Origin of the sequence: Streptomyces sp. NPDC058812, from assembly GCF_042744565.1 — a bacterium.
In the GTDB taxonomy this organism is placed as follows: Bacteria; Actinomycetota; Actinomycetes; order Streptomycetales; family Streptomycetaceae; genus Streptomyces; species Streptomyces thinghirensis.
The window spans coordinates 211,584-236,026 of sequence record NZ_JBHYOB010000004.1 but is presented as its reverse complement, the minus strand read 5'-3'; the positions used below and the strand labels follow the sequence as shown (position 1 = coordinate 236,026).

21 protein-coding genes and 3 tRNA genes are annotated in these 24,443 nt (G+C 68.4%); 21 read left to right on the top strand and 3 right to left on the bottom strand.

What is annotated here, in order from left to right; genetic code table 11:
- The first annotated feature begins 152 nt into the window (after positions 1-152).
- From ACFW48_RS10630 to ACFW48_RS10590, 9 genes are all read left to right on the top strand, one after another.
- Positions 153-225: transfer RNA gene (locus ACFW48_RS10630), tRNA-Thr, on the top strand.
- A 46-nt stretch (positions 226-271) separates the two neighbouring features.
- Positions 272-344: transfer RNA gene (locus ACFW48_RS10625), tRNA-Met, on the top strand.
- Between the two features lie 91 nt (positions 345-435).
- Positions 436-600 (top strand): 50S ribosomal protein L33, encoded by a 165-nt coding sequence (gene rpmG / locus ACFW48_RS10620; RefSeq protein WP_003948671.1) that lies wholly within the window; start codon positions 436-438, stop codon positions 598-600.
- 117 nt (positions 601-717) lie between these two features.
- Positions 718-1,170 (top strand): MaoC family dehydratase N-terminal domain-containing protein, encoded by a 453-nt coding sequence (locus ACFW48_RS10615; protein WP_383552243.1) that lies wholly within the window; start codon positions 718-720, stop codon positions 1,168-1,170.
- A 7-nt stretch (positions 1,171-1,177) separates the two neighbouring features.
- Positions 1,178-1,606 (top strand): MaoC family dehydratase, encoded by a 429-nt coding sequence (locus tag ACFW48_RS10610; RefSeq protein ID WP_386312528.1) that lies wholly within the window; start codon positions 1,178-1,180, stop codon positions 1,604-1,606.
- 170 nt (positions 1,607-1,776) lie between these two features.
- Positions 1,777-2,397, top strand: coding sequence for a dihydrofolate reductase family protein (locus ACFW48_RS10605; RefSeq protein WP_386312526.1), 621 nt, complete (start codon positions 1,777-1,779; stop codon positions 2,395-2,397).
- A gap of 51 nt (positions 2,398-2,448) precedes the next feature.
- Positions 2,449-3,021 carry a TetR/AcrR family transcriptional regulator gene (locus ACFW48_RS10600; protein WP_386312523.1) on the top strand — a complete coding sequence of 191 codons (573 nt, stop codon included), beginning with the start codon at positions 2,449-2,451 and terminating at the stop codon, positions 3,019-3,021.
- Between the two features lie 124 nt (positions 3,022-3,145).
- The gene (locus ACFW48_RS10595) at positions 3,146-4,615 is read left to right on the top strand and encodes an MFS transporter (protein WP_386312521.1); all 1,470 of its coding nucleotides are present in this window, start codon (positions 3,146-3,148) and stop codon (positions 4,613-4,615) included.
- A gap of 171 nt (positions 4,616-4,786) precedes the next feature.
- Entirely contained in the window at positions 4,787-5,842 is a 1,056-nt protein-coding gene (locus tag ACFW48_RS10590) for a UDP-N-acetylmuramate dehydrogenase (protein WP_386312518.1), read from the top strand.
- Positions 5,843-6,075: 233 nt separating this feature from the next.
- On the opposite strand, the gene ACFW48_RS10585 is transcribed toward ACFW48_RS10590, so the two are convergent.
- Complete coding sequence (locus ACFW48_RS10585; protein ID WP_386312515.1) at positions 6,076-6,708, bottom strand: NAD(P)-dependent oxidoreductase; 633 nt, start codon at positions 6,706-6,708, stop codon at positions 6,076-6,078.
- Positions 6,709-6,839: 131 nt separating this feature from the next.
- Between ACFW48_RS10585 and ACFW48_RS10580 the strand changes: the two genes are divergently transcribed.
- Entirely contained in the window at positions 6,840-7,436 is a 597-nt protein-coding gene (locus tag ACFW48_RS10580) for a TetR/AcrR family transcriptional regulator (RefSeq protein ID WP_386312512.1), read from the top strand.
- Positions 7,437-7,636: 200 nt separating this feature from the next.
- On the opposite strand, the gene ACFW48_RS10575 is transcribed toward ACFW48_RS10580, so the two are convergent.
- Both ACFW48_RS10575 and ACFW48_RS10570 read right to left on the bottom strand, forming a co-directional pair.
- Positions 7,637-8,668 carry an adenosine deaminase gene (locus tag ACFW48_RS10575; protein WP_337304278.1) on the bottom strand — a complete coding sequence of 344 codons (1,032 nt, stop codon included), beginning with the start codon at positions 8,666-8,668 and terminating at the stop codon, positions 7,637-7,639.
- Between the two features lie 123 nt (positions 8,669-8,791).
- Positions 8,792-10,018 carry a pyridoxal phosphate-dependent aminotransferase gene (locus ACFW48_RS10570; RefSeq protein WP_386312509.1) on the bottom strand — a complete coding sequence of 409 codons (1,227 nt, stop codon included), beginning with the start codon at positions 10,016-10,018 and terminating at the stop codon, positions 8,792-8,794.
- 215 nt (positions 10,019-10,233) lie between these two features.
- Between ACFW48_RS10570 and ACFW48_RS10565 the strand changes: the two genes are divergently transcribed.
- From ACFW48_RS10565 to ACFW48_RS10515, 11 genes are all read left to right on the top strand, one after another.
- A tRNA-Trp gene (locus ACFW48_RS10565) sits at positions 10,234-10,306 on the top strand.
- A gap of 108 nt (positions 10,307-10,414) precedes the next feature.
- Positions 10,415-10,699 (top strand): preprotein translocase subunit SecE, encoded by a 285-nt coding sequence (gene secE, locus ACFW48_RS10560; protein WP_386312507.1) that lies wholly within the window; start codon positions 10,415-10,417, stop codon positions 10,697-10,699.
- Positions 10,700-10,779: 80 nt separating this feature from the next.
- A complete protein-coding gene (gene nusG, locus ACFW48_RS10555) occupies positions 10,780-11,649 on the top strand; it encodes a transcription termination/antitermination protein NusG (protein WP_386312505.1) in 870 nt (289 codons plus the stop codon).
- 182 nt (positions 11,650-11,831) lie between these two features.
- Positions 11,832-12,266 carry a 50S ribosomal protein L11 gene (gene rplK, locus ACFW48_RS10550; RefSeq protein WP_003974315.1) on the top strand — a complete coding sequence of 145 codons (435 nt, stop codon included), beginning with the start codon at positions 11,832-11,834 and terminating at the stop codon, positions 12,264-12,266.
- 80 nt (positions 12,267-12,346) lie between these two features.
- Positions 12,347-13,072, top strand: coding sequence for a 50S ribosomal protein L1 (rplA, locus tag ACFW48_RS10545; RefSeq protein ID WP_121748636.1), 726 nt, complete (start codon positions 12,347-12,349; stop codon positions 13,070-13,072).
- Between the two features lie 150 nt (positions 13,073-13,222).
- Positions 13,223-14,017, top strand: coding sequence for a hypothetical protein (locus ACFW48_RS10540; RefSeq protein ID WP_386312502.1), 795 nt, complete (start codon positions 13,223-13,225; stop codon positions 14,015-14,017).
- Between the two features lie 95 nt (positions 14,018-14,112).
- A complete protein-coding gene (locus ACFW48_RS10535; protein ID WP_386312499.1) occupies positions 14,113-14,961 on the top strand; it encodes a DUF1396 domain-containing protein in 849 nt (282 codons plus the stop codon).
- Positions 14,962-15,253: 292 nt separating this feature from the next.
- Positions 15,254-15,784, top strand: coding sequence for a 50S ribosomal protein L10 (rplJ, locus tag ACFW48_RS10530; RefSeq protein ID WP_386312497.1), 531 nt, complete (start codon positions 15,254-15,256; stop codon positions 15,782-15,784).
- A gap of 123 nt (positions 15,785-15,907) precedes the next feature.
- Complete coding sequence (gene rplL / locus ACFW48_RS10525) at positions 15,908-16,291, top strand: 50S ribosomal protein L7/L12 (RefSeq protein WP_386312494.1); 384 nt, start codon at positions 15,908-15,910, stop codon at positions 16,289-16,291.
- Positions 16,292-16,881: 590 nt separating this feature from the next.
- The gene (gene rpoB, locus ACFW48_RS10520; RefSeq protein ID WP_386312492.1) at positions 16,882-20,367 is read left to right on the top strand and encodes a DNA-directed RNA polymerase subunit beta; all 3,486 of its coding nucleotides are present in this window, start codon (positions 16,882-16,884) and stop codon (positions 20,365-20,367) included.
- Positions 20,368-20,473: 106 nt separating this feature from the next.
- On the top strand, positions 20,474-24,373 hold the full coding sequence (locus ACFW48_RS10515; protein WP_386312491.1) for a DNA-directed RNA polymerase subunit beta': 3,900 nt from the start codon (positions 20,474-20,476) through the stop codon (positions 24,371-24,373).
- Positions 24,374-24,443: the final 70 nt, after the last annotated feature.

Below are 24,443 nucleotides of genomic sequence, written 5' to 3'. Positions count from 1 at the left end.
TTGGAGCACCGATGGAGCACCGCTGGAGGTCCCCTGGGCGTGCGTGCGGGAAGGCCGACGGTCCCGGAGACGGGGCGGGGGACGGGTCGGGGCAGGGGCGGCGAAACGGATTTGGGCGAACGGCGGGCGACCGTGTAATGTCTTCATCGCTCGCCCCAATAGCTCAGTCGGCAGAGCGTCTCCATGGTAAGGAGAAGGTCAACGGTTCGATTCCGTTTTGGGGCTCTGGTGTGAGAGGTTCCCGTCGCAAGGCGGGGCCCGATCGCATCACAGCGGTGTAGCTCAGTCGGTAGAGCAAGCGGCTCATAATCGCTGTGTCACCGGTTCAAGTCCGGTCACCGCTACTTTCAGTAGCCGATTGCGGGGTCGGTCCTTCAATCGGCTACTCTTTCTTGCGTTAATACCATCAATCCGTTCGTCAAGGAGTGCACTCACGTGGCTGCCACCGACGTCCGCCCGAAGATCACGCTGGCCTGCGTGGAGTGCAAGGAGCGGAACTACATCACCAAGAAGAACCGGCGTAACAACCCGGACCGACTGGAGATGAAGAAGCACTGCCCGCGTTGCAACGCGCACACCGCGCACCGCGAAACGCGATAGAAACAGGCTCGTACACGAGGCCGTCCCCGAGGTTTGGGGGCGGCCTCGTGTCGTTTGGTTCAGCGGTACCCGAGACGGCACCCACAGCCGCACAGAGCAGCAGGAGGTTGCGAGCCCATGGCGCTCGACCAGTCGTTCGTGGGGCGGACCTATCCGCCCACCGAGCCCTACGAGGTGGGCCGGGAGAAGATCCGCGAGTTCGCGGAGGCGGTGGGTGACGCCAATCCGGCGTACACGGACACGGAGGCCGCGAAGGCGCTCGGCCATCCGGATGTGATCGCTCCGCCGACCTTCGTGTTCTCGATCACGTTCAAGGCGGCCGGTCGGGTCATCGAGGACCCGCAGCTCGGCCTGGACTACAGCCGGGTGGTGCACGGCGACCAGAAGTTCGCGTACGTCCGTCCGGTGCGGGCCGGTGACCGGCTCACGGTGACCTCGACCATCGAGGCGATCAAGTCGATGGCGGGCAACGATATCCTGGACATCCGCGGCGAGGTCCACGACGAGGCCGGCGAGCACGTCGTGACCGCCTGGACCAAGCTCGTGGCCCGCGCGGCCGAGGAGGCGTGAGCATCCCATGACGGCGAAGGTCGCTTACAGCGACGTCGAGGTCGGCACCGAACTGCCCGCGCGGAGTTTCCCTGTGAACCGCGCCACTCTCGTGCGGTACGCGGGTGCCTCCGGCGACTTCAACCCGATCCACTGGAACGAGAAGTTCGCCAAGGAGGTCGGTCTGCCGGACGTCATCGCGCACGGCATGTTCACGATGGCCGAGGCGATCCGCGTGGTCACCGACTGGATCGGCGACCCGGGCGCGGTCGTGGAGTACGGCGTCCGGTTCACCAGGCCCGTCGTGGTCCCGAACGACGACCACGGTGCCGTGATCGAGGTCAGCGGCAAGGTCGCGGCCAAGCTCGACGACAACACCGTCCGCATCGACCTCACGGCCACCAGCGCCGGCCAGAAGGTCCTCGGCATGTCCCGGGCGGTCGTACGACTCGCCTGAGACCGAGCGGCCGGTCCTCGTCCCCGGTAAGCCCGGCCTGCCCCGGTGGGCCCGGCCTCCCGGGGGGCATGCCGGGGCTGCTGGGAGGCGACGGAGGCGGGCCGGGGCCCGTCCGGCACCCGTTTCATGCCTGAGCGATGAGTCCGGGGGGCGGATCGGGTCTGTTCTGTATGACCCGAATCATCGCTGACATCTCGGTCTCCCTCGACGGTTTCGTCACCGGGCCCGACCCCGGCCCGGACAGCGGTCTGGGCGCCGGCGGGGAGGCCCTGCACACCTGGGCGTTCTCCGACGACCCCGACGACCGTCGGATCCTGCGCGAGGCGACCGCACGCTCGGGTGCCGTCGTCCTCGGCCGCCGGCTCTTCGACGTGGTCGACGGGCCGTACGGCTGGGACGACACGTCCGGCTATGGCGCCGGCGAGGTCGGCAAGCCCGCGTTCGTCGTCGTGACGAGCTCGCGGCCGGAGTCGGTGCGACTCGCCCACCTCGACTGGACGTTCGTCACCACCGGTCTGCCCGACGCCCTCACCGCCGCGCGGGAGCGCGCCGAGGCGGCGTCGTCGGACAGCGGCAAGGACCTCGACGTCGTCCTCATGGGCGGCGGTGCCACGATCGGCTCGGCGCTCGACGCCGGGCTGGTCGACGGCCTGTCGCTGCACCTCGCACCCGTAGTGCTGGGCGCCGGGACGCCGCTGTTCACCGGCGGAGCGCCGCGCACGCTCGTGCAGCGCAGCGTGACCCGGACATCGACCGCGACGCACCTGATCTACGACGTCCCACCCGACTGAGGACCAGGTGTCCTCTTGACCCAGTTAGTGATTGAGTACTAACTTACTTTCATGGTCAGGATGAGTGCAGAGGAGCGGCGCGAGAGTGTCATCCGCGCGGCGACGAGCGAGTTCGCCCGGGGTGGCTACTACGGCACGTCCACGGACACCATCGCCAAGCGGGTGGGAGTCTCCCAGCCGTATCTCTTCCGGCTCTTCCCGGGCAAGAAAGCGATCTTCCTCGCGGCGGCGGAACGCTGCCTGCAGGACACGCGCCGGGTCTTCGAGGTGGCGTCCGAGGGCCTGCACGGCGAAGAGGCCCTGCAGGCCATGGCCGCGGCGTACACGCGACTGATCGACGAGCAGCCCGAGCGGCTCCAGATGCAGTTGCAGGTGTACGTCACGGTCGCGGCGGCGGAGGCGGAGGGGGATCACGAGTTCGGTGAGATGGTCCGCAGGGGCTGGCTGGATCTCTGGGAGGCCGTACGTCTGCCCCTTGGTGGCGACGTCGCCGAGACGACGGCGTTCATGGCGTACGGAATGCTCATCAACGCCCTGGCGGGCATGGGCTTCCCGCCCGGACACCGGATCTGGGACGGTCTCCACGTCTCGGCGCAAGTCAGGCGGGACGGGGAGGACGCGTAGGAGCGCACGGGTGCGTGCGGGTGCGCAGGGCGTGCTCGGGTGGGCGCTTCCGTATGTCCCAGCAAGTTAGTTAGTAATCACTAATCAAATCGATCGCAATCAGTGGACACCCTCTGGGGGAGAGATGTCGCAGCAAAGCGCACGTCGTGGGGGAGCAGGCTGGGCCCTCGTCATCACCAGCGTCGCCGGTTTCATGGCGGCACTGGACAATCTCGTCGTCACCACCGCCCTGCCCGCCATCCGGGAGGATCTGGGCGGAGCGCTGCACGACCTGGAATGGACGGTGAGTGCCTACACGCTCACCTTCGCGGTGCTGCTGATGTTCGGCGCGGCCCTCGGTGACCGCTTCGGCCGCCGCAGGCTCTTCGTGGTCGGCCTCACCGTCTTCACCGCTGCCTCCGCCGCCGCGGCCCTGGCGCCCGGCATCGACTCGCTCATCGCCGCCCGCGCGGTCCAGGGCGTCGGCGCGGCGATCATGATGCCGCTGACGCTGACCCTGCTGACGGCCGCCGTGCCCGCCGAACGGCGCGGAATGGCGTACGGGATCTGGGGCGCCGTCAACGGGCTCGCCGTGGCCTCCGGTCCGCTGGTCGGCGGCAGCCTCACCGAGCACATCTCCTGGCAGTGGATCTTCTGGCTGAACGTTCCGCTGGGTCTGGCCGTGCTACCGCTCGCCCGCCTTCGCCTCGCCGAGTCCTACGGCACCGGCGCCCCGCTCGACCTCCGCGGCACCCTGCTCGCCAGCGGCGGACTCTTCGGCATCGTCTACGGCCTGGTCCGCGGACCCGTGGACGGCTGGGACGGCCCCGTGGTGCTGACCGCCCTGTTCGCCGGTGCCGCGCTGCTGGTCGGCTTCGTCCATCACGGCATCAACCACAAGAACCCCATGCTGCCCATGAGGCTCTTCCGCTCCCGCGCCTTCTCCGGCATCAGCGCCGCGAGCCTGCTGATGTTCCTGGGGATGTTCGGTTCGATCTTCCTGCTCAGCCAGTACATGCAGGGCGTCCTCGGCTACTCGCCCACCGAGGCGGGCCTGCGCATGCTGCCCTGGACGGGGATGCCGATGCTGGTCGCTCCGATCGCCGGCATCCTCTCGGACCGGATCGGAGGGCGCCCGGTCGTCGCCGCCGGACTCTTCCTCCAGGCGGCGGGCCTCGGCTACCTCGCCTCCGTGATCACGGCCGACGCCTCCTACGCCGTCCAGCTGCCCGGTCTGATCATCAGCGGAATCGGCATGGCCCTGTTCTTCGCTCCCGCCTCCGCCCTGGTGATGTCCAGCGTCGTCCCGAAGGAGCAGGGCATCGCGTCGGGCGCGAACAACGCCCTGCGTGAGGTGGGCGGTGCGCTCGGCATCGCGATCATGGGCTCGATCTTCGCGGCGCAGGGCGGTTACGAGTCGGGGCAGTCCTTCGTCGACGGGCTGCGGCCCGCGGTCGCGGCGGGTGCCGGCGTGGTGGCCCTCGGAGGCTTCGCGGCGCTCATGATCCCGGCCCGCCGCCGGGACGACCAGGCGTCCACCGACGGGCCCGGGGCCGGACCGGCACCGACAGCCGAACCCGCGCTCGTCACGACCGGGGAAACGGCCTCCCGCTGACCGCACGACAAGTGCGAAGCGACGCACGAGCACCAGCTGGGCGGAGGCACGAGAGCGCCTGAGCCGAGGGCCGGGTGCGGACGGACAGGAGGACAGGAAACGCCCCGGCCGGACGGTCGGGGCGTTTCCCGCTGCTCGGGGCTGTCAGTGCCGTCTCGTAGTCTTGAGCGCGTGCAGGAACTCCACGACGCCCCCCTCGCCCCGCTGACCACCTTCCGGCTGGGAGGACCGGCGACCCGGCTGGTCACGGCCACGACCGACGCCGAGGTGATCGCCGCTGTCCGCGAGGCCGACGACACCGGCACGCCCCTGCTGCTCATCGGCGGCGGATCCAACCTGGTCATCGGCGACAAGGGCTTCGACGGCACCGCCCTGCACATCGCCACACGCGGCGTGTCCCTCGACGGCACGACCCTGGAGCTGGCGGCCGGGGAGATCTGGACCGACGCCGTCGCCCGCACCGTCGAGGCCGGACTCGCCGGCGTCGAGTGCCTGGCCGGCATCCCCGGCTCGGCGGGCGCGACGCCCATCCAGAACGTCGGCGCGTACGGCCAGGAGGTCTCCTCGACGATCACCGAGGTGATCGCGTACGACCGCAGATCCGGCGAGACGGTCACTCTCACCAACAGCGACTGCGGCTTCTCCTACCGCCACAGCCGCTTCAAGGCCGAGCCCGAGCGGTATGTCGTCCTGCGCGTCCGCTTCGGGCTGGAGGATGCCGACGGACTCTCCGCGCCCCTCCGCTACGCCGAGACGGCCCGCGCCCTCGGCGTAGAGCCCGGCGAGCGGGTACCGCTGGCCGAAGCCCGTGACACCGTGTTGAAGCTGCGCGCCGGCAAGGGCATGGTCCTGGACCCCGAGGACCACGACACCTGGTCGGCCGGGTCGTTCTTCACCAACCCGATCCTCACGGACGAGGAGTTCGCCGTGTTCCGCGCGCGCGTGGACGAGCGCCTCGGTACCGGCGCCGAGCCGCCCGCCTTCCCGGCCGGGGAGGGCCGCATCAAGACCTCCGCGGCCTGGCTGATCGACAAGGCCGGTTTCACCAAGGGCTACGGCACCGGGTCCGCCCGCATCTCCACCAAGCACACCCTCGCCCTCACCAACCGCGGCGACGCGACCACGGAGGACCTGCTCGCCCTGGCCCGCGAGGTCGTCGCCGGAGTCCGCGAGGCCTTCGGCGTCACACTGGTCAACGAACCGGTGACGGTCGGCGTCAGCCTCTAGCCGAAGCCGAAGCCGAAGCCGAAGCCGAAGCCGAAGCCGAAGCCGAAGCCGAAGCCGAGCCCGCCGCCGAAGTCGGAGACGGAGCCCGAAGCCGAGCCCGCCGCCGAAGTCGGAGACGGAGCCCGAAGCCGAGCCCGCCGCCGAAGTCGGAGACGGAGCCCGGAGACGGAGCCCGAAGCCGGAGCCCGAAGCCGGAGCCCGGAGCCCGAAGCCCGAAGCCCGAAGTCAGGGCATCAGTACGCCATACCCACCCCCTGCTTCACGGTCCCCGCGTCCCCGGTCATCGCGAGCATCGCGTGGGCGACGTCGGCGCGGCCCATGAGACGGCCCTTGGGCGGGAAGCCGCCGACCACCGTCCGGTACCGGCCGGACACCGGCTTGTCCTGCAGCCGCGGCGGCCGGACGACCGTCCAGTCGGTGGCACTGCGCGCCAGTTCGGCCTCCATGGCGCGCAGATCGGCGTAGATGCCCTTGAGGACGGCGGAGACGACGCCGCGCACGCCCCGGTCCAGCAGTCCGGCGTCCTGCGGCTCGGGCCCGACCGGGGCGGCACTGACGACCAGCAGCCTGCGCACGCCCTCTGCCTCCATCGCGCCGAGTACCGTCCGGGTCAGCCTGGTCGCGATCCCGGCGTCGGCGCGGCGACGTGCGCCGAGCCCGGACAGCACGGCGTCCCGCCCGGCCACCGCCGGCCGCACCGCTGCCGGGTCGCTCAGGTCCGCGCGGAACACCTCCAGGCGCTCGCCGGTGACGGACAGCCGCGCCGGGTCCCGTACGACGGCCGTGACCTGGTGGCCGGCGTCGAGTGCCTGCCGGACGACTTCCTGGCCGATGCCTCCGGTGGCACCGAAGACGGTGAGCTTCATGGCGTACTCCGTTCCGCACGGCGGCGTGGCTGCGCTCTGATGAGGGACCCGGTGGGTGAATACTCACTCACCGCGTCTTCCTCTAGGGTGAGTAAGTACTCACCCACACGTCAAGCCCCGCTGGAGCAGCCATGCCGTCCGCCAAGCCGGCCCGGGAACGCATCCTGGACGCCGCCCACGAGCTGATGCTGACCGTCGGGCTGGCCCGCGCCACCACCAAGGAGATCGCCAAGGGAGCCGGCTGCTCCGAGGCCGCGCTGTACAAGCACTTCGCGAGCAAGGAAGAGCTCTTCATCCGCGTCCTGTCCGAACGGCTGCCGCGGCTGACGCCCTTGCTGCACGGCCTCGCCGCGGAGCCGGGCCGTGCCTCCCTGGAGGAGAACCTCACGGAGATCACCCGTCAGGCCGCGCTCTTCTACGAGCAGAGCTTCCCGATCGCCGCCTCGCTGTACGCCCAGACGCAGCTCAAGCGGCGGCACGACGACGCGATGCGGGAGCTCGGCACCGGGCCGCACCTGCCGATCGAGGGCCTCGACGCCTACCTGCGCACCGAGCAGGCCGCAGGGCGCGTCCGCGCCGACGCGGACACCTTCGCCGCCGCGTCGCTCCTGCTGGGCGCCTGCTCGCAGCGGGCGTTCGCGTACGACGCGACGCGGAGCGGCGTCCGCCCACCGGTGGACGACTTCGCGCGGCGACTGGCCCGGACACTGCTCGCGGGGATCTGCTGAACTGTCGCCCGGCGCGGGGTTGGGACGCGCGGCCACCCGGCGCTACGGCGCTACGGGTTGCCCCCACTCTCGGCTCCGGGCCGTTCCGGCACCGGGAGAGGCGCGACCGCCCGCAGCCGGGCGGGACGAGCCCGACCACACCACCGGGTGGGACGAGCCCCGACCACACCACCACCGAACGCGAGACGACCTCTACTCGGTTACTCGGTCAGCCAGTCGTCCACCCCCGCCAGCAGCCTCCCCTTCACATCCTCCGGTGCCGCCGACCCCCGCACCGACTGGCGTGCCAGTTCCGCCAGTTCAGCGTCCGTGAACCCGTGGTGGTCCCGTGCGATCTCGTACTGGGCGGCCAGCCGCGCCCCGAACAGCAGCGGATCGTCCGCGCCCAGCGCCATCGGCACCCCCGCCTCGAACAGGGTCCGCAGCGGCACGTCCTCGGGCTTCTCGTACACGCCCAGGGCGACATTCGACGCCGGACACACCTCGCACGTCACCTGCCGGTCCGCCAGCCGCTTCATCAGCCGGGGGTCCTCCGCCGCCCGCACCCCGTGCCCGATCCGGTCGGCCTCCAGGTCGTCCAGGCAGTCCCGCACGGACAGCGGCCCGGTCAGCTCGCCCCCGTGCGGTGCGGACAGCAGCCCCCCGTCCCGCGCGATCGCGAAGGCCCGGTCGAAGTCCCGGGCCATGCCCCGCCGCTCGTCGTTGGACAGCCCGAACCCGACCACGCCCCGGTCCGCGTACCGCACCGCGAGCCGGGCCAGCGTCCGCGCGTCCAGCGGATGCTTCATCCGGTTCGCGGCGACCAGCACCCGCATCCCGATCCCGGTGTCCCGCACGGTCGTCTCCACCGCGTCCAGGATGATCTCCAGCGCCGGAATCAGCCCGCCCAGCCGCGGCGCGTACGACGTCGGGTCCACCTGGATCTCCAGCCACCCCGACCCGTCCCGCAGGTCCTCCTCCGCGGCCTCGCGGACCAGCCGCTGGATGTCCTCCGGTTCCTGGAGGCATGATCGCGCCGCGTCGTACAGCCGCTGGAAGCGGAACCAGCCCCGCTCGTCCGTCGCCCGCAGCTTCGGGGACTCCCCGCGGCCCAGCGCCTCGGTCAGCGTCTCGGGCAGACGCACGCCGTGCTTGTCGGCCAGTTCCAGCAGGGTCGCGGGCCGCATCGACCCGGTGAAGTGCAGGTGGAGATGGGCTTTCGGCAGTTCAGAGACATCACGTACACGCTCCATTCCGTGATCCTGCCGCACGACACGCCCGGCCCGACAGCACTTTCCCCGTACGTGGTCTTGCTCGCACAAAGAAACAGGGCCACACCTCGACGTCGAGGTGTGGCCCTGCTCAAGGAGCGGCGGTCAGTCCCGCGCCTCCGCCAGCAGCTTCTGGATCCGGCTCACGCCCTCGACGAGGTCCTCGTCCCCGAGCGCGTACGACAGCCGCAGGTACCCGGGCGTGCCGAACGCCTCGCCGGGCACCACCGCGACCTCCGCCTCCTCCAGGATCAGCGCGGCCAGCTCGACCGTGTCCTGCGGACGCTTGCCGCGGATCTCCTTGCCGAGGAGCGCCTTCACCGACGGGTACGCGTAGAACGCGCCCTTGGGCTCCGGGCACAGCACGCCGTCGATCTCGTTGAGCATCCGCACGATGGTCTGACGGCGCCGGTCGAAGGCCTCCCGCATCTTCGCCACGGCGTCCAGGTCGCCGGAGACCGCGGCGATCGCCGCCGCCTGGGCCACGTTGGACACGTTGGACGTGGCGTGCGACTGGAGGTTCGTCGCGGCCTTGACGACGTCCTTCGGGCCGATGACCCACCCGACCCGCCAGCCGGTCATCGCGTACGTCTTCGCGACACCGTTGACCACGATGCACTTGTCGCGCAGCTCGGGCAGCAGCGCGGGCATGGACACGGAGAAGGCGTCGCCGTAGACGAGGTGCTCGTAGATCTCGTCGGTCAGCACCCACAGACCGTGCTCGACGGCCCACTGGCCGATCGCCTCGGTCTCGGCCTCGCTGTACACGGCACCCGTCGGGTTCGACGGCGACACGAAGAGGACGACCTTCGTCTTCTTGGTGCGCGCGGCCTCCAGCTGCTCCACGCTCACCCGGTAACCGGTCGTCTCGTCGGCGACGACCTCGACGGGGACACCGCCGGCCAGCCGGATCGACTCCGGGTACGTCGTCCAGTACGGCGCCGGGACGATGACCTCGTCGCCCGGGTCGAGGATCGCGGCGAAGGCCTCGTAGATCGCCTGCTTGCCGCCGTTGGTGACCAGGATCTGCGACGGGTCGACCTCGTAGCCGGAGTCGCGCAGCGTCTTCGCGGCGATCGCGGCCTTCAGCTCGGGCAGGCCGCCGGCCGGCGTGTAGCGGTGGAACTTCGGGTTCTTGCAGGCCTCGATCGCGGCCTCGACGATGTAGTCCGGCGTCGGGAAGTCGGGCTCACCGGCGCCGAAGCCGATCACCGGTCGCCCGGCGGCCTTGAGGGCCTTGGCCTTGGCGTCCACGGCGAGGGTGGCGGACTCGGAGATCGCGCCGACTCGGGCGGAGACCCGGCGCTCGGTGGGAGGGGTTGCAGCGCTCATGACCCCATCGTTTCAGACCGGAAACCTCCCCGGCACAGCGGTTTCACGGACTGGGCAGGAGCGGGTCAAGCCCTGAACATCAGTCCGGATGTGCTTTCTGTTCGACGCCCGGCCCGGGAGCACGTACACTCTCACCTCGTTGGCCTTCAGCGGCCCGCGATCATCCGGTGCACTCCAAGCACCCGGGCGGATGCGGTACGTTGGGGGACACACAAAGGGTCGTAGCTCAATTGGTAGAGCACTGGTCTCCAAAACCAGCGGTTGGGGGTTCAAGTCCCTCCGGCCCTGCTACACACACCTTCGCCAGGATGTGTGCGCATGTACGTACAGCAATGCACCGCCGTGCGGCTCCAACCGGGCGCGGCACGGCCACGACCCGGAATCAGGTGAGGACGAGTGACGGACGCCGTGGGCTCCATCGACATGCCTGATGCCCAGGACGAGGCGCCGGACTCCAAGAAGTCGCGCAAGGGTGGCAAGCGCGCCAAGAAGGGCCCGCTGAAGCGCCTCGCGCTCTTCTACCGCCAGATCGTCGCGGAGCTGCGCAAGGTTGTCTGGCCGACCCGCAACCAGCTGACGACGTACACCACCGTCGTGATCATCTTCGTGGTCATCATGATCGGTCTGGTGACTTTGATTGACTATGGCTTCTCTCACGCCGCCAAGTACGTCTTCGGCTGAGTCGAGAGCGAAGGGCGCCGAGGTACCCGGCGCCCCTTTCGCGTGTTCCACCCCTATGTATCCAGGAAGAAGCAGCCACCGTGTCTGACCCGAACGTGAACGACGCCATCGAGCCGGTCGAGTCCGTCGAGGACGAGCCCGGCATCGTCGAGGGCGCCGACAACGAGGACACCGAGGCCTCCGCCGAGGCCGAGGCTGCCGACGACGCCGTCGTCGCGGACGCGGACGAGACCGCCGAGGCCCAGGAAGAGACCGCCGAGCAGGCGGGCGAGGACGCGGAGGCCGAGGACGCCGACGCGGAGACCGCCGAGGCCGCGGAGCCCGAGCCCGAGATCGACCCGATCGAGAAGCTCCGCCAGGAGCTGCGCGTCCTGCCCGGCGAGTGGTACGTGATCCACACGTACGCCGGTTACGAGAACCGCGTGAAGACCAACCTCGAGCAGCGCGCCGTCTCGCTCAACGTCGAGGACTACATCTTCCAGGCCGAGGTGCCGCAGGAAGAGGTCGTCCAGATCAAGAACGGCGACCGCAAGACGATCCGGCAGAACAAGCTGCCCGGCTACGTCCTCGTCCGCATGGACCTGACCAACGAGTCCTGGGGTGTCGTCCGCAACACCCCCGGCGTCACCGGCTTCGTCGGCAACGCCTACGACCCGTACCCGCTGACGCTGGACGAGATCGTCAAGATGCTCGCCCCGGAGGCCGAGGAGAAGGCCGCCCGCGAGGCCGCCGAGGCCGAGGGCAAGCCGGCGCCGCAGCGCAAGGTCGAGGTCCAGGTGCTGGACTTCGAGGTCGGCGACTCGGTCACCGTCACCGACGGCCCGTTCGCGACGCTGCAGGCCACGATCAACGAGATCAACGCAGACTCGAAGAAGGTCAAGGGCCTCGTCGAGATCTTCGGCCGCGAGACCCCGGTCGAGCTGAGCTTCGACCAGATCCAGAAGAACTAGTACCTCTCGCCGGTACTTCTCTGGACGTACTGCTTCCGAGCAGGTCAGGCACCCGCGTGAGCGGGTGCCTGACCTGCTCGGTTTTGGCCGCACATCCATACCCGTTATCGTTGTGCGGTATGCCTGTGTCCGGGTCGCCCCCGGATGCGGGCAGGACCCGAATCGAAAGGACCCGGAGAGCTATGCCTCCCAAGAAGAAGAAGGTCACGGGGCTCATCAAGCTCCAGATCCAGGCCGGTGCCGCGAACCCGGCCCCGCCGGTCGGCCCCGCGCTGGGTCAGCACGGCGTCAACATCATGGAGTTCTGCAAGGCCTACAACGCCGCGACCGAGTCGCAGCGTGGCTGGGTCATCCCGGTGGAGATCACGGTCTACGAGGACCGCTCCTTCACCTTCATCACCAAGACGCCGCCGGCCGCCAAGATGATCCTCAAGGCCGCGGGCGTGGAGAAGGGCTCCGGCGAGCCGCACAAGACCAAGGTCGCGAAGATCACGCGTGACCAGGTCCGTGAGATCGCCACCACCAAGATGCCCGACCTCAACGCCAACGACCTGGACCAGGCGGAGAAGATCATCGCCGGTACCGCGCGTTCCATGGGCGTCACGGTCGAGGGCTGACCTCCACCTCCGTAAGCAAGCAGAAGTGGCGGGGCCTGCTCGGCCCGGACCACGACTCCTAAGAAGCAACAGGAGCAGTAGTGAGCAAGCGCAGCAAGTCTCTCCGCGCTGCGGACGCCAAGATCGACCGGGACAAGCTCTACGCCCCGCTCGAGGCCGTCCGTCTCGCCAAGGAGACCTCCACGACCAAGTTCGACGGCACCGTCGAGGTCGCCTTCCGCCTGGGTGTCGACCCGCGCAAGGCCGACCAGATGGTCCGTGGCACCGTGAACCTCCCGCACGGCACCGGTAAGACCGCCCGGGTCCTGGTCTTCGCGACCGGTGACCGTGCCGAGGCCGCGACCGCCGCGGGCGCCGACATCGTCGGCTCCGACGAACTGATCGACGAGGTGTCGAAGGGCCGTCTGGACTTCGACGCCGTCGTCGCCACCCCGGACCTCATGGGCAAGGTCGGCCGCCTCGGCCGCGTCCTCGGCCCGCGTGGTCTGATGCCGAACCCGAAGACCGGCACCGTGACCCCGGACGTGGCCAAGGCCGTGACCGAGATCAAGGGCGGCAAGATCGAGTTCCGCGTCGACAAGCACTCGAACCTGCACTTCATCATCGGCAAGTCGTCCTTCGACGACACCAAGCTGGTGGAGAACTACGCCGCGGCGCTGGAGGAGATCCTCCGTCTGAAGCCGTCCGCGGCCAAGGGCCGTTACATCAAGAAGGCCGCCATCAGCACCACGATGGGCCCCGGCATTCAGATCGACTCCAACCGCACCCGGAACCTCCTCGTCGAGGAGGACCCGGCGGCGGTCTGAGCCCACGGCTCGCCCAACCGGTTCACGGGCCCCGCACCTTCCGAGGTGCGGGGCCCGTTCCCTTTTCCCGTACGGGTGTCGCGGCGCTGGGTTAGCGTGCGGGCAGCGCGGAATCGCGCGCGGGGGCACACGGGGACAAGGGGTGGGCGCATGACGGGCACGACGGCACGCCGTACGGTCGCCTCGATCGCGGTGACGGCCGCGCTGGCGTGCGTCACCGCCTGCACCTCGGCCGACGGGCCGACCGACGCCACCGACGCCACCGACCCGTCGACGCGGTCGCTTCGCTCCGTTGAGCGGGCCACCGGACGGGCGGGCTCGGCGAGGGTCGAGTCCACGACCGTCATGGGGCGCGAGCTGTCCCTGGAGGCCGTCGGCGCCCTCGGCTGGCGCGACGGCCTCACCGGCACGCTGACGATCACGTACACCGGCGGGACGACCGCCGAGACCATGCGCCGGCTCGGCACCACCGCCATGGAGGCCCGGTACCTGCCCGACGCCTACTACGCCAGGATGGGCGACGAGTTCGCCGACCAGGTGGGCGGCAGACACTGGATCAAGTACGTCTACGCCGACCTGGAGGGCCTCGGCGGCGGCACGGGCGCCGGTTTCGCGGACCAGATGCGCAAGACCACGCCCCACCAGGCGGTGAAGCAGCTGATCGCCTCCGACGACGTACGCAGGGTCGGGGAGGAGACGACCCGCGGCCGGCGCACCACGCACTGGACCGGCACGGTCGGCGGCGCCACCGAGCAGACCGTCGACATCTGGGTCGACGACCGCGATCTGCTGGTGAAGAAGGTCGAGCGGGGGCGGACGGAGACCGGGGAGCTGAGCCAGACCGCGTACTACAGCGACTACGGCGTCGCCGTCTCCGCCGAGCGTCCTCCGGCCGCCGACACGGCGGACTTCAGGGAGCTGCTGAAGGCGCAGGAGAGCGGCTGATCCACAGAATTCACAAGACCGTTCGAACCGTCTTGGGTACGCTCGCGTCCTGCTGTGTAAATGCTGTTTCTTTCTGTGTTCCGTGGGGGGACTCCATGAAGAATTCCGTGCGCATGCCCGTGGGTGCCGGGCTGGCCGCGCTGCTGCTCGCCGCCGGCGCGGTGGGCTGCTCCAAGGGTGACGGGGCCGAGGAGTCCCCGAAGATGACTCCGGCGGCGGCCGTCGCCAAGGCGGCGAAGAACACGGAGGAGATCGATTCCCTCCGCTACCGCATGACCGGACGGACCCCGGAGGAGGGCCGGATCAAGGCCGAGGCCGAGATGCAGATCAAGCCCACGCTCGCCATGAGCATGAAGATGACGGCACTCGACCAGGGCGCCGACGCCAAGGGGGAGATCCGGCTCGTCGACAAGGCCATGTACATCGGCGGTGGCGCCGAGGCGGCCAAGGAGATGGACGGCAAGAGCTGGATCAAGTTCGATCTGGCCGCGCTGGGCGCCGACAAGGAGCTGAACCAACTCGGCGGCGCCTCCCAGGCGGACAAGAACCCGGCGACCGAGTCCACCTTCCTCACCGGCGCCAAGGACGTGGAGAAGGTCGGCACCGAGACCGTCGACGGTGTGAAGACCACCCACTACAAGGGCACGGTCACTCTCGCCGACCTGGAGAAGTCCATCGGGGACGAGGGCGCGGCCACCCGGGAGAAGCGCCAGAAGAGCCTTGAGCAGTACGAGAAGATGGGCCTCGACAAGCTCACGATGGACATGTGGGTCGACGGCGACGACCAGACCAAGCAGTTCCGCATGCGCGGCGACGCCGACAAGGGCCCGCTGGACATGACCATCACCTTCCTCGGGGTCAACGAGCCCGTGAAGGTCACCGCCCCGCCCGCCAAGGACACCGTCGACCTGGCCGAGATGATGCAGGAGTCCCAGCAGGGCTGAGTCGCCGTACGGGTGGATTTGCTTGACACTGCCCCGTTCACGTACGCTCTCCCAGAAGCCAAAGACCGCTGGTCGTTGCCGTGTGCTCGCGAGAGTCACGGTGGCCGAAGGATCCGCTGAACTGCGGACGACCCGCGCAGGTGACTGTGGATGAGCTCCCTTCAGTCCGCGCCTCGTGCGTGTGACCGACGGTCGAGCCACGCCCCGTGCGCCTGCGCCGGGGCGTTTCGTATTCCCCAGTCCTCCTTCGGGTCCGCGCGGTCCGAATCACCCGGAAGGAGGCCGAGGCTCTATGGCGACGCCCGAAAAGGCTGCCGCGGTTGCCGAGCTGACGGACAAGTTCCGCAGCTCCAACGCCGCTGTGCTGACCGAGTACCGCGGTCTCACCGTGGCGCAGCTCAAGACGCTGCGCCGGTCGCTCGGTGAGAACGCCCAGTACGCCGTGGTGAAGAACACGCTGACCAAGATTGCGGCCAACGAGGCCGGGATCACGCTCGACGACCAGCTCTTCGCTGGTCCGACGGCCGTCGCCTTCGTCACCGGTGACCCGGTGGAGTCGGCGAAGGGTCTGCGCGACTTCTCCAAGGACAACCCGAATCTCGTCATCAAGGGCGGTGTCCTTGACGGCAAGGCGATGACCGCCGACGAGATCAAGAAGCTTGCGGACCTCGAGTCCCGCGAGGTTCTGCTCTCCAAGCTGGCGGGTGCCTTCAAGGGCAAGCAGTCCCAGACTGCGCAGCTCTTCCAGGCGCTTCCCTCGAAGCTCGTCCGCACCGTGGACGCGCTCCGTGCCAAGCAGGACGAGCAGGGCGGTGCCGAGTAATTCGGCTCGCTTTCCGATCCTCGCCGCATGAACCGCATGAGGTGAGGGTCGACGCGGGCCCGACGTACGCCCGCCTCACCCCGTACATCCGGCACCTGCCGAATTAGTGGAAGGACCGCCATCATGGCGAAGCTCAGCCAGGACGACCTGCTCGCCCAGTTCGAGGAGATGACCCTCATCGAGCTCTCCGAGTTCGTGAAGGCCTTCGAGGAGAAGTTCGACGTCACCGCCGCCGCGGCCGTCGCCGTCGCCGGCCCGGCCGGCCCGGCCGCCCCGGCCGAGGCCGCCGAGGAGAAGGACGAGTTCGACGTCATCCTCACCGGTGCCGGCGACAAGAAGATCCAGGTCATCAAGGTCGTGCGCGAGCTGACCTCCCTGGGTCTGAAGGAGGCCAAGGACCTCGTGGACGGCGCCCCGAAGCCCGTCCTCGAGAAGGTCGCCAAGGACGCCGCCGAGAAGGCCGCCGAGTCCCTCAAGGGCGCCGGCGCCTCGGTCGAGGTCAAGTAAGACCGCGAAGGCTCCACGGATCCGTCAGGATCTGTAACGCCACAGCACCGAAGAGCGATCATCCATCCGGGTGGTCGCTCTTCGGCGTATCAGGGGGTCCGGCGGTGGCTGCCTTGCACGCGCGACGGCGAAGAGTATGGTGATCTTCGTCGTGCCGTCGCCGAGGCCCTGAGAGCCCCCAGGCGGCAGGCGGTTCGGGCAAGGGGGGCCTTGACGAACCGCACGCAGCGCGCGATTCTCAGGACGCGTCGTCACACGGATCCGAATCCGAGGCATGGATCCACGGCGAAGAGGGCAGTATCACGGTGCGTTGAGGGCGAGGCCTTGCCGCAGGTGGTGAGAACAACGAGGAGCGAACACGGTCATCGAGACCCGCACTGGACATCAGTGTGCCATGTGGCTACACTGACCCTTTGCGCTGCCTGTTAGTTGCCCCCTGCCCGTCACCAGGGGTCTGCCCTCGCCCGAGCACCGACGACCAGAGCCTGCCTGACCTGGCTTTACAGCCACATCAGGCGCCCCCTGTCTTCGTGCACGGAAGAGGGGCCGGTACGCGCGTAGTGAGTCCGAGCCCTCGGAAGGACCCCCTCTTGGCCGCCTCGCGCAATGCCTCGACCGCGAATACGAACAACGCTGCCAGCACCGCCCCGCTGCGCATCTCCTTTGCAAAGATCAAGGAGCCCCTCGAGGTTCCGAACCTTCTCGCGCTGCAAACCGAGAGCTTTGACTGGCTGCTCGGCAACGACGCGTGGAAGGCTCGCGTCGAGTCGGCTCTGGAGTCCGGACAGGACGTCCCCACCAAGTCCGGTCTGGAAGAGATCTTCGAGGAGATCTCGCCGATCGAGGACTTCTCCGGGTCGATGTCGCTGACGTTCCGCGACCACCGCTTCGAGCCCCCCAAGAACAGCATCGACGAGTGCAAGGACCGCGACTTCACGTACGCGGCCCCGCTCTTCGTCACCGCCGAGTTCACCAACAACGAGACCGGCGAGATCAAGTCCCAGACGGTCTTCATGGGCGACTTCCCGCTCATGACCAACAAGGGCACCTTCGTCATCAACGGCACCGAGCGTGTCGTGGTGTCGCAGCTGGTCCGTTCGCCGGGTGTCTACTTCGACTCCTCCATCGACAAGACGTCCGACAAGGACATCTTCTCCGCCAAGATCATCCCGTCCCGGGGTGCCTGGCTGGAGATGGAGATCGACAAGCGCGACATGGTCGGTGTCCGCATCGACCGCAAGCGCAAGCAGTCCGTGACCGTCCTCCTCAAGGCCCTCGGTTGGACCACCGAGCAGATCCTCGAGGAGTTCGGCGAGTACGAGTCCATGCGCGCCACCCTGGAGAAGGACCACACCCAGGGCCAGGACGACGCGCTGCTCGACATCTACCGCAAGCTGCGTCCGGGCGAGCCCCCCACGCGTGAGGCCGCGCAGACGCTGCTCGAGAACCTCTACTTCAACCCGAAGCGCTACGACCTCGCCAAGGTCGGCCGCTACAAGGTGAACAAGAAGCTCGGCGCCGACGAGCCGCTGGACGCCGGCGTCCTCACCACCGACGACGTCATCGCCACCATCAAGTACCTGGTGAAGCTGCACGCCGGTGAGACCGAGACAGTCGGCGAGTCGGGCCGGGAGATCGTCGTCGAGACCGACGACATCGACCACTTCGGCAACCGCCGCATCCGCAACGTCGGCGAGCTGATCCAGAACCAGGTCCGTACGGGTCTCGCCCGTATGGAGCGCGTCGTGCGCGAGCGCATGACGACCCAGGACGTCGAGGCGATCACGCCGCAGACCCTGATCAACATCCGGCCGGTCGTCGCCTCCATCAAGGAGTTCTTCGGCACCAGCCAGCTGTCCCAGTTCATGGACCAGAACAACCCGCTGTCGGGGCTGACGCACAAGCGTCGTCTGAACGCCCTCGGCCCGGGTGGTCTCTCCCGTGAGCGGGCCGGCTTCGAGGTCCGTGACGTTCACCCGTCGCACTACGGCCGCATGTGCCCGATCGAGACGCCCGAAGGCCCGAACATCGGTCTGATCGGCTCGCTCGCCTCGTACGGCCGGATCAACCCGTTCGGCTTCATCGAGACGCCTTACCGCAAGGTCGTCGACGGCCAGGTCACGGACGACGTGGACTACCTGACCGCCGACGAGGAGGACCGCTTCGTCATCGCGCAGGCCAACGCCACGCTCAACGACGACATGCGCTTCTCCGAGGCCCGCGTCCTGGTCCGCCGCCGTGGCGGCGAGGTCGACTACGTCCCCGGTGACGACGTCGACTACATGGACGTCTCGCCGCGCCAGATGGTGTCGGTCGCGACCGCCATGATCCCGTTCCTCGAGCACGACGACGCCAACCGTGCCCTCATGGGCGCGAACATGATGCGTCAGGCGGTGCCGCTCATCAAGAGCGAGTCCCCGCTGGTCGGCACCGGCATGGAGTACCGCTCCGCCGCCGACGCCGGCGACGTGGTCAAGGCCGAGAAGGCGGGTGTGGTCCAGGAGGTCTCCGCGGACTACATCACCACCACCAACGACGACGGCACGTACATCACGTACCGCCTGGCCAAGTTCTCCCGGTCCAACCAGGGAACCTCGGTCAACCAGAAGGTCATCGTCGCCGAGGGCGACCGGATCATCGAGGGCCAGGTCCTGGCCGACGGTCCGGCCACCGAGAACGGCGAGATGGCGCTCGGCAAGAACCTGCTGGTCGCGTTCATGCCGTGGGAGGGCCACAACTACGAGGACGCGATCATCCTGTCGCAGCGCCTCGTGCAGGACGACGTCCTCTCCTCGATCCACATCGAGGAGCACGAGGTCGACGCCCGTGACACCAAGCTCGGCCCCGAGGAGATCACCCGGGACATCCCGAACGTCTCCGAGGAGGTCCTCGCCGACCTCGACGAGCGCGGCATCATCCGCATCGGTGCCGAGGTCGTCGCCGGCGACATCCTCGTCGGCAAGGTCACGCCCAAGGGCGAGACCGAGCTGACGCCGGAGGAGCGCCTGCTCCGCGCGATCTTCGGTGAGAAGGCGCGCGAGGTGCGCGACACCTCCCTGAAGGTGCCGCACGGCGAGATCGGCAAGGTCATCGGCGTCCGCGTCTTCGACCGCGAAGAGGGCGACGAGCTGCCGCCGGGCGTGAACCAGCTGGTCCGCGTCTACGTCGCGCAGAAGCGCAAGATCACCGACGGTGACAAGCTCGCCGGCCGGCACGGCAACAAGGGCGTCATCTCCAAGATCAACCCGATCGAGGACATGCCGTTCCTTGAGGACGGCACCCCGGTCGACATCATCCTGAACCCGCTGGGTGTCCCGTCCCGAATGAACCCGGGACAGGTCCTGGAGATCCACCTCGGCTGGCTCGCCAGCCGCGGCTGGGACGTCTCCGGCCTCGCGGAGGAGTGGGCCGAGCGCCTGCAGGCCATCGGCGCCGACAAGGTCGAGCCCGGCACCAACGTCGCCACCCCGGTCTTCGACGGTGCGCGTGAGGACGAGCTGGCCGGTCTGCTCCAGCACACCATCCCGAACCGCGACGGCGAGCGCATGGTGCTCCCGTCCGGCAAGGCACGGCTGTTCGACGGCCGCTCCGGTGAGCCGTTCCCGGAGCCGATCTCGGTCGGCTTCATGTACATCCTCAAGCTCCACCACCTGGTCGACGACAAGCTGCACGCCCGGTCGACCGGTCCGTACTCGATGATCACCCAGCAGCCGCTGGGTGGTAAGGCCCAGTTCGGTGGCCAGCGCTTCGGTGAGATGGAGGTGTGGGCGCTGGAGGCTTACGGCGCCGCGTACGCCCTCCAGGAGCTGCTGACCATCAAGTCCGACGACGTGACCGGCCGCGTGAAGGTCTACGAGGCCATCGTCAAGGGCGAGAACATCCCTGAGCCCGGCATCCCCGAGTCCTTCAAGGTGCTCATCAAGGAGATGCAGTCCCTGTGCCTCAACGTGGAGGTGCTGTCCTCGGACGGCATGTCCATCGAGATGCGTGACACCGACGAGGACGTCTTCCGCGCAGCGGAGGAGCTCGGCATCGACCTGTCCCGGCGCGAGCCGAGCAGCGTCGAAGAGGTCTGACGGGAGTCCGGCGGGGCTCATGCCCATGAGGTCCATGAGCCCCGCCGGCCCCAGGACCCCCGTTTCAGACCCCAAGACTTACAACCCTGAGAGGGATTGACGCATAGTGCTCGACGTCAACTTCTTCGACGAGCTCCGGATCGGTCTGGCCACCGCTGACGACATCCGTCAGTGGAGCCACGGCGAGGTCAAGAAGCCCGAGACGATCAACTACCGCACGCTCAAGCCCGAAAAGGACGGACTCTTCTGCGAGAAGATCTTCGGTCCGACCCGGGACTGGGAGTGCTACTGCGGCAAGTACAAGCGTGTCCGCTTCAAGGGCATCATCTGTGAGCGGTGTGGCGTCGAGGTCACGCGCGCCAAGGTGCGCCGTGAGCGGATGGGCCACATCGAACTGGCCGCCCCCGTCACCCACATCTGGTACTTCAAGGGCGTTCCGTCGCGGCTGGGCTACCTGCTCGACCTCGCCCCGAAGGACCTGGAGAAGGTCATCTACTTCGCGGCGTACATGATCACGTACGTCGACGAGGAGCGCCGCACCCGCGACCTGCCCTCGCTGGAGGCCCACGTCTCCGTCGAGCGCCAGCAGATCGAGCAGCGCCGCGACTCCGACCTGGAGGCCCGCGCCAAGAAGCTCGAGACCGACCTGGCCGAGCTGGAGGCCGAGGGCGCCAAGGCCGACGTGCGCCGCAAGGTGCGCGAGGGTGCCGAGCGTGAGATGAAGCAGCTGCGCGACCGTGCGCAGCGCGAGATCGACCGCCTCGACGAGGTGTGGAGCCGGTTCAAGAACCTCAAGGTCCAGGACCTGGAGGGCGACGAGCTGCTCTACCGCGAGCTGCGCGACCGCTTCGGCACCTACTTCGACGGCTCCATGGGTGCGGCTGCCCTGCAGAAGCGCCTGGAGTCCTTCGACCTCGACGAGGAGGCCGAGCGCCTCCGCGAGATCATCCGTACCGGCAAGGGCCAGAAGAAGACCCGTGCGCTCAAGCGCCTCAAGGTCGTCTCCGCGTTCCTGCAGACCAGCAACAGCCCCAAGGGCATGGTGCTGGACTGCGTGCCGGTCATCCCGCCGGACCTGCGTCCGATGGTGCAGCTGGACGGTGGCCGCTTCGCGACCTCCGACCTGAACGACCTGTACCGCCGCGTGATCAACCGCAACAACCGCCTGAAGCGGCTTCTCGACCTCGGCGCGCCCGAGATCATCGTGAACAACGAGAAGCGCATGCTCCAGGAGGCCGTCGACGCGCTCTTCGACAACGGCCGTCGTGGCCGCCCGGTGACGGGCCCCGGCAACCGTCCGCTGAAGTCGCTGTCCGACATGCTCAAGGGCAAGCAGGGCCGCTTCCGTCAGAACCTGCTCGGCAAGCGAGTCGACTACTCGGCGCGTTCCGTCATCGTCGTCGGTCCGCAGCTGAAGCTGCACCAGTGCGGTCTGCCCAAGGCCATGGCGCTGGAGCTCTTCAAGCCGTTCGTGATGAAGCGCCTGGTCGACCTGAACCACGCGCAGAACATCAAGAGCGCCAAGCGCATGGTCGAGCGCGGCCGCACGGTCGTGTACGACGTGCTGGAAGAGGTCATCGCGGAGCACCCGGTTCTGCTGAACCGTGCGCCCACGCTGCACCGCCTCGGCATCCAGGCCTTCGAGCCGCAGCTGGTCGAGGGCAAGGCCATCCAGATCCACCCGCTCGTCTGCACCGCGTTCAACGCGGACTTCGACGGTGACCAGATGGCCGTGCACCTGCCGCTCTCCGCGGAGGCGCAGGCCGAGGCCCGCATCCTGATGCTGTCCTCGAACAACATCCTGAAGCCGGCCGACGGCCGTCCGGTGACGATGCCGACCCAGGACATGGTCCTCGGTCTGTTCTTCCTCACCACCGACGGCGAGGGCCGCGACCTCAAGGGCGAGGGCCGCGCCTTCGGGTCCGCCGCCGAGGCGATCATGGCGTTCGACGCGGGCGACCTGTCGCTCCAGTCGAAGGTCGACATCCGCTTCCCGGTGGGCACCATCCCGCCCCGCGGCTGGGAGCCCCCGGCCCGCGAGGAGGGCGAGCCGGAGTGGCAGCAGGGTGACACCTTCACCCTGAAGACCACGCTGGGCCGCGCGCTCTTCAACGAGCTGCTGCCCGAGGACTACCCCTTCGTCGACTACGAGGTCGGCAAGAAGCAGCTCTCCGAGATCGTCAACGACCTCGCCGAGCGCTACCCGAAGGTCATCGTGGCGGCGACGCTCGACAACCTGAAGGCGGCCGGCTTCTTCTGGGCGACCCGTTCCGGTGTCACCGTGGCCATCTCCGACGTCGTCGTTCCCGAGGCGAAGAAGGAGATCGTCAAGGGCTACGAGGCGCAGGACGAGAAGGTCCAGAAGCAGTACGAGCGCGGTCTGATCACCAAGGACGAGCGCACGCAGGAGCTCATCGCGATCTGGACCAAGGCGACCAACGAGGTCGCCGAGGCGATGAACGACAACTTCCCGAAGACCAACCCGATCTTCATGATGGTGAACTCGGGTGCACGAGGCAACATGATGCAGATGCGTCAGATCGCCGGTATGCGTGGTCTGGTGTCGAACGCGAAGAACGAGACGATCCCGCGTCCCATCAAGGCCTCCTTCCGTGAGGGCCTGTCCGTGCTGGAGTACTTCATCTCCACGCACGGTGCCCGTAAGGGTCTGGCGGACACCGCTCTGCGTACCGCCGACTCGGGTTACCTCACGCGTCGTCTGGTCGACGTCTCCCAGGACGTCATCATTCGCGAGGAGGACTGCGGCACCGAGCGCGGTCTCAAGCTGCCGATCGCCTCGCGTGACGCCGACGGGACGCTGCGCAAGACGGAGGACGTCGAGACCAGCGTGTACGCCCGCATGCTCGCCGAGGACGTCGTCATCGACGGCAAGGTGATCGCGCCGGCCAACGTCGACCTCGGTGACGTGCTCATCGACCAGCTCGTGCGCCACGGTGTCGAGGAGGTCAAGACCCGTTCGATCCTGACCTGCGAGTCCCAGGTCGGCACCTGCGCCATGTGCTACGGCCGCTCGCTGGCCACCGGCAAGCTGGTCGACATCGGTGAGGCGGTCGGCATCATCGCCGCCCAGTCCATCGGTGAGCCCGGTACCCAGCTGACGATGCGTACCTTCCACACCGGTGGTGTGGCCGGTGACGACATCACCCAGGGTCTGCCGCGTGTCGTCGAGCTCTTCGAGGCCCGTACCCCGAAGGGTGTCGCCCCGATCTCCGAGGCCTCCGGCCGCGTCCGGATCGAGGAGACCGAGAAGACCAAGAAGCTCGTCGTCACCCCGGACGACGGCAGCGACGAGACGGCGTTCCCGATCTCGAAGCGCGCCCGTCTGCTGGTCGGCGAGGGCGATCACGTCGAGGTGGGCCAGAAGCTCACCGTGGGTGCCACCAACCCGCACGACGTGCTGCGCATCCTGGGTCAGCGTGCCGTCCAGGTCCACCTGGTCGGTGAGGTCCAGAAGGTCTACAACTCGCAGGGCGTGTCGATCCACGACAAGCACATCGAGATCATCATCCGGCAGATGCTGCGCCGCGTGACGATCATCGAGTCCGGCGACGCCGAGCTGCTGCCCGGCGAGCTGGTCGAGCGTACGAAGTTCGAGACCGAGAACCGTCGTGTGGTCCAGGAGGGCGGTCACCCGGCCTCCGGTCGTCCGCAGCTGATGGGTATCACCAAGGCCTCGCTGGCGACGGAGTCCTGGCTGTCGGCCGCCTCCTTCCAGGAGACGACCCGAGTCCTGACGGATGCGGCGATCAACGCCAAGTCCGACAGCCTCATCGGCCTCAAGGAGAACGTCATCATCGGTAAGCTCATCCCGGCCGGTACGGGTCTGTCCCGCTACCGCAACATCCGGGTGGAGCCGACCGAGGAGGCCAAGGCCGCGATGTACTCGGCCGTCGGCTACGACGACATCGACTACTCGCCGTTCGGCACGGGCTCCGGCCAGGCCGTTCCGCTGGAGGACTACGACTACGGTCCGTACAACCAGTAAGCGAGTCGCCTGAGAAGGCCGCTACGACCGAAGGGCGGTCACCCCGTGGGGTGGCCGCCCTTCGGCGTGC

Excerpts from the sequence above, each read along its gene's own strand:
- ACFW48_RS10615 (WP_383552243.1), top strand. The coding sequence starts at position 718 with ATGGCGCTCGACCAGTCGTTCGTGGGGCGGACCTATCCGCCCACCGAG.
- ACFW48_RS10610 (WP_386312528.1), top strand. The coding sequence starts at position 1,178 with ATGACGGCGAAGGTCGCTTACAGCGACGTCGAGGTCGGCACCGAACTG.
- ACFW48_RS10605 (WP_386312526.1), top strand. The coding sequence starts at position 1,777 with ATGACCCGAATCATCGCTGACATCTCGGTCTCCCTCGACGGTTTCGTC.
- ACFW48_RS10600 (WP_386312523.1), top strand. The coding sequence starts at position 2,449 with ATGGTCAGGATGAGTGCAGAGGAGCGGCGCGAGAGTGTCATCCGCGCG.
- ACFW48_RS10595 (WP_386312521.1), top strand. The coding sequence starts at position 3,146 with ATGTCGCAGCAAAGCGCACGTCGTGGGGGAGCAGGCTGGGCCCTCGTC.
- ACFW48_RS10585 (WP_386312515.1), bottom strand. The coding sequence starts at position 6,708 with ATGAAGCTCACCGTCTTCGGTGCCACCGGAGGCATCGGCCAGGAAGTC.
- ACFW48_RS10580 (WP_386312512.1), top strand. The coding sequence starts at position 6,840 with ATGCCGTCCGCCAAGCCGGCCCGGGAACGCATCCTGGACGCCGCCCAC.
- ACFW48_RS10575 (WP_337304278.1), bottom strand. The coding sequence starts at position 8,668 with ATGGAGCGTGTACGTGATGTCTCTGAACTGCCGAAAGCCCATCTCCAC.
- ACFW48_RS10570 (WP_386312509.1), bottom strand. The coding sequence starts at position 10,018 with ATGAGCGCTGCAACCCCTCCCACCGAGCGCCGGGTCTCCGCCCGAGTC.
- rplK (WP_003974315.1), top strand. The coding sequence starts at position 11,832 with ATGCCTCCCAAGAAGAAGAAGGTCACGGGGCTCATCAAGCTCCAGATC.
- ACFW48_RS10540 (WP_386312502.1), top strand. The coding sequence starts at position 13,223 with ATGACGGGCACGACGGCACGCCGTACGGTCGCCTCGATCGCGGTGACG.
- ACFW48_RS10535 (WP_386312499.1), top strand. The coding sequence starts at position 14,113 with ATGAAGAATTCCGTGCGCATGCCCGTGGGTGCCGGGCTGGCCGCGCTG.
- rplJ (WP_386312497.1), top strand. The coding sequence starts at position 15,254 with ATGGCGACGCCCGAAAAGGCTGCCGCGGTTGCCGAGCTGACGGACAAG.
- rplL (WP_386312494.1), top strand. The coding sequence starts at position 15,908 with ATGGCGAAGCTCAGCCAGGACGACCTGCTCGCCCAGTTCGAGGAGATG.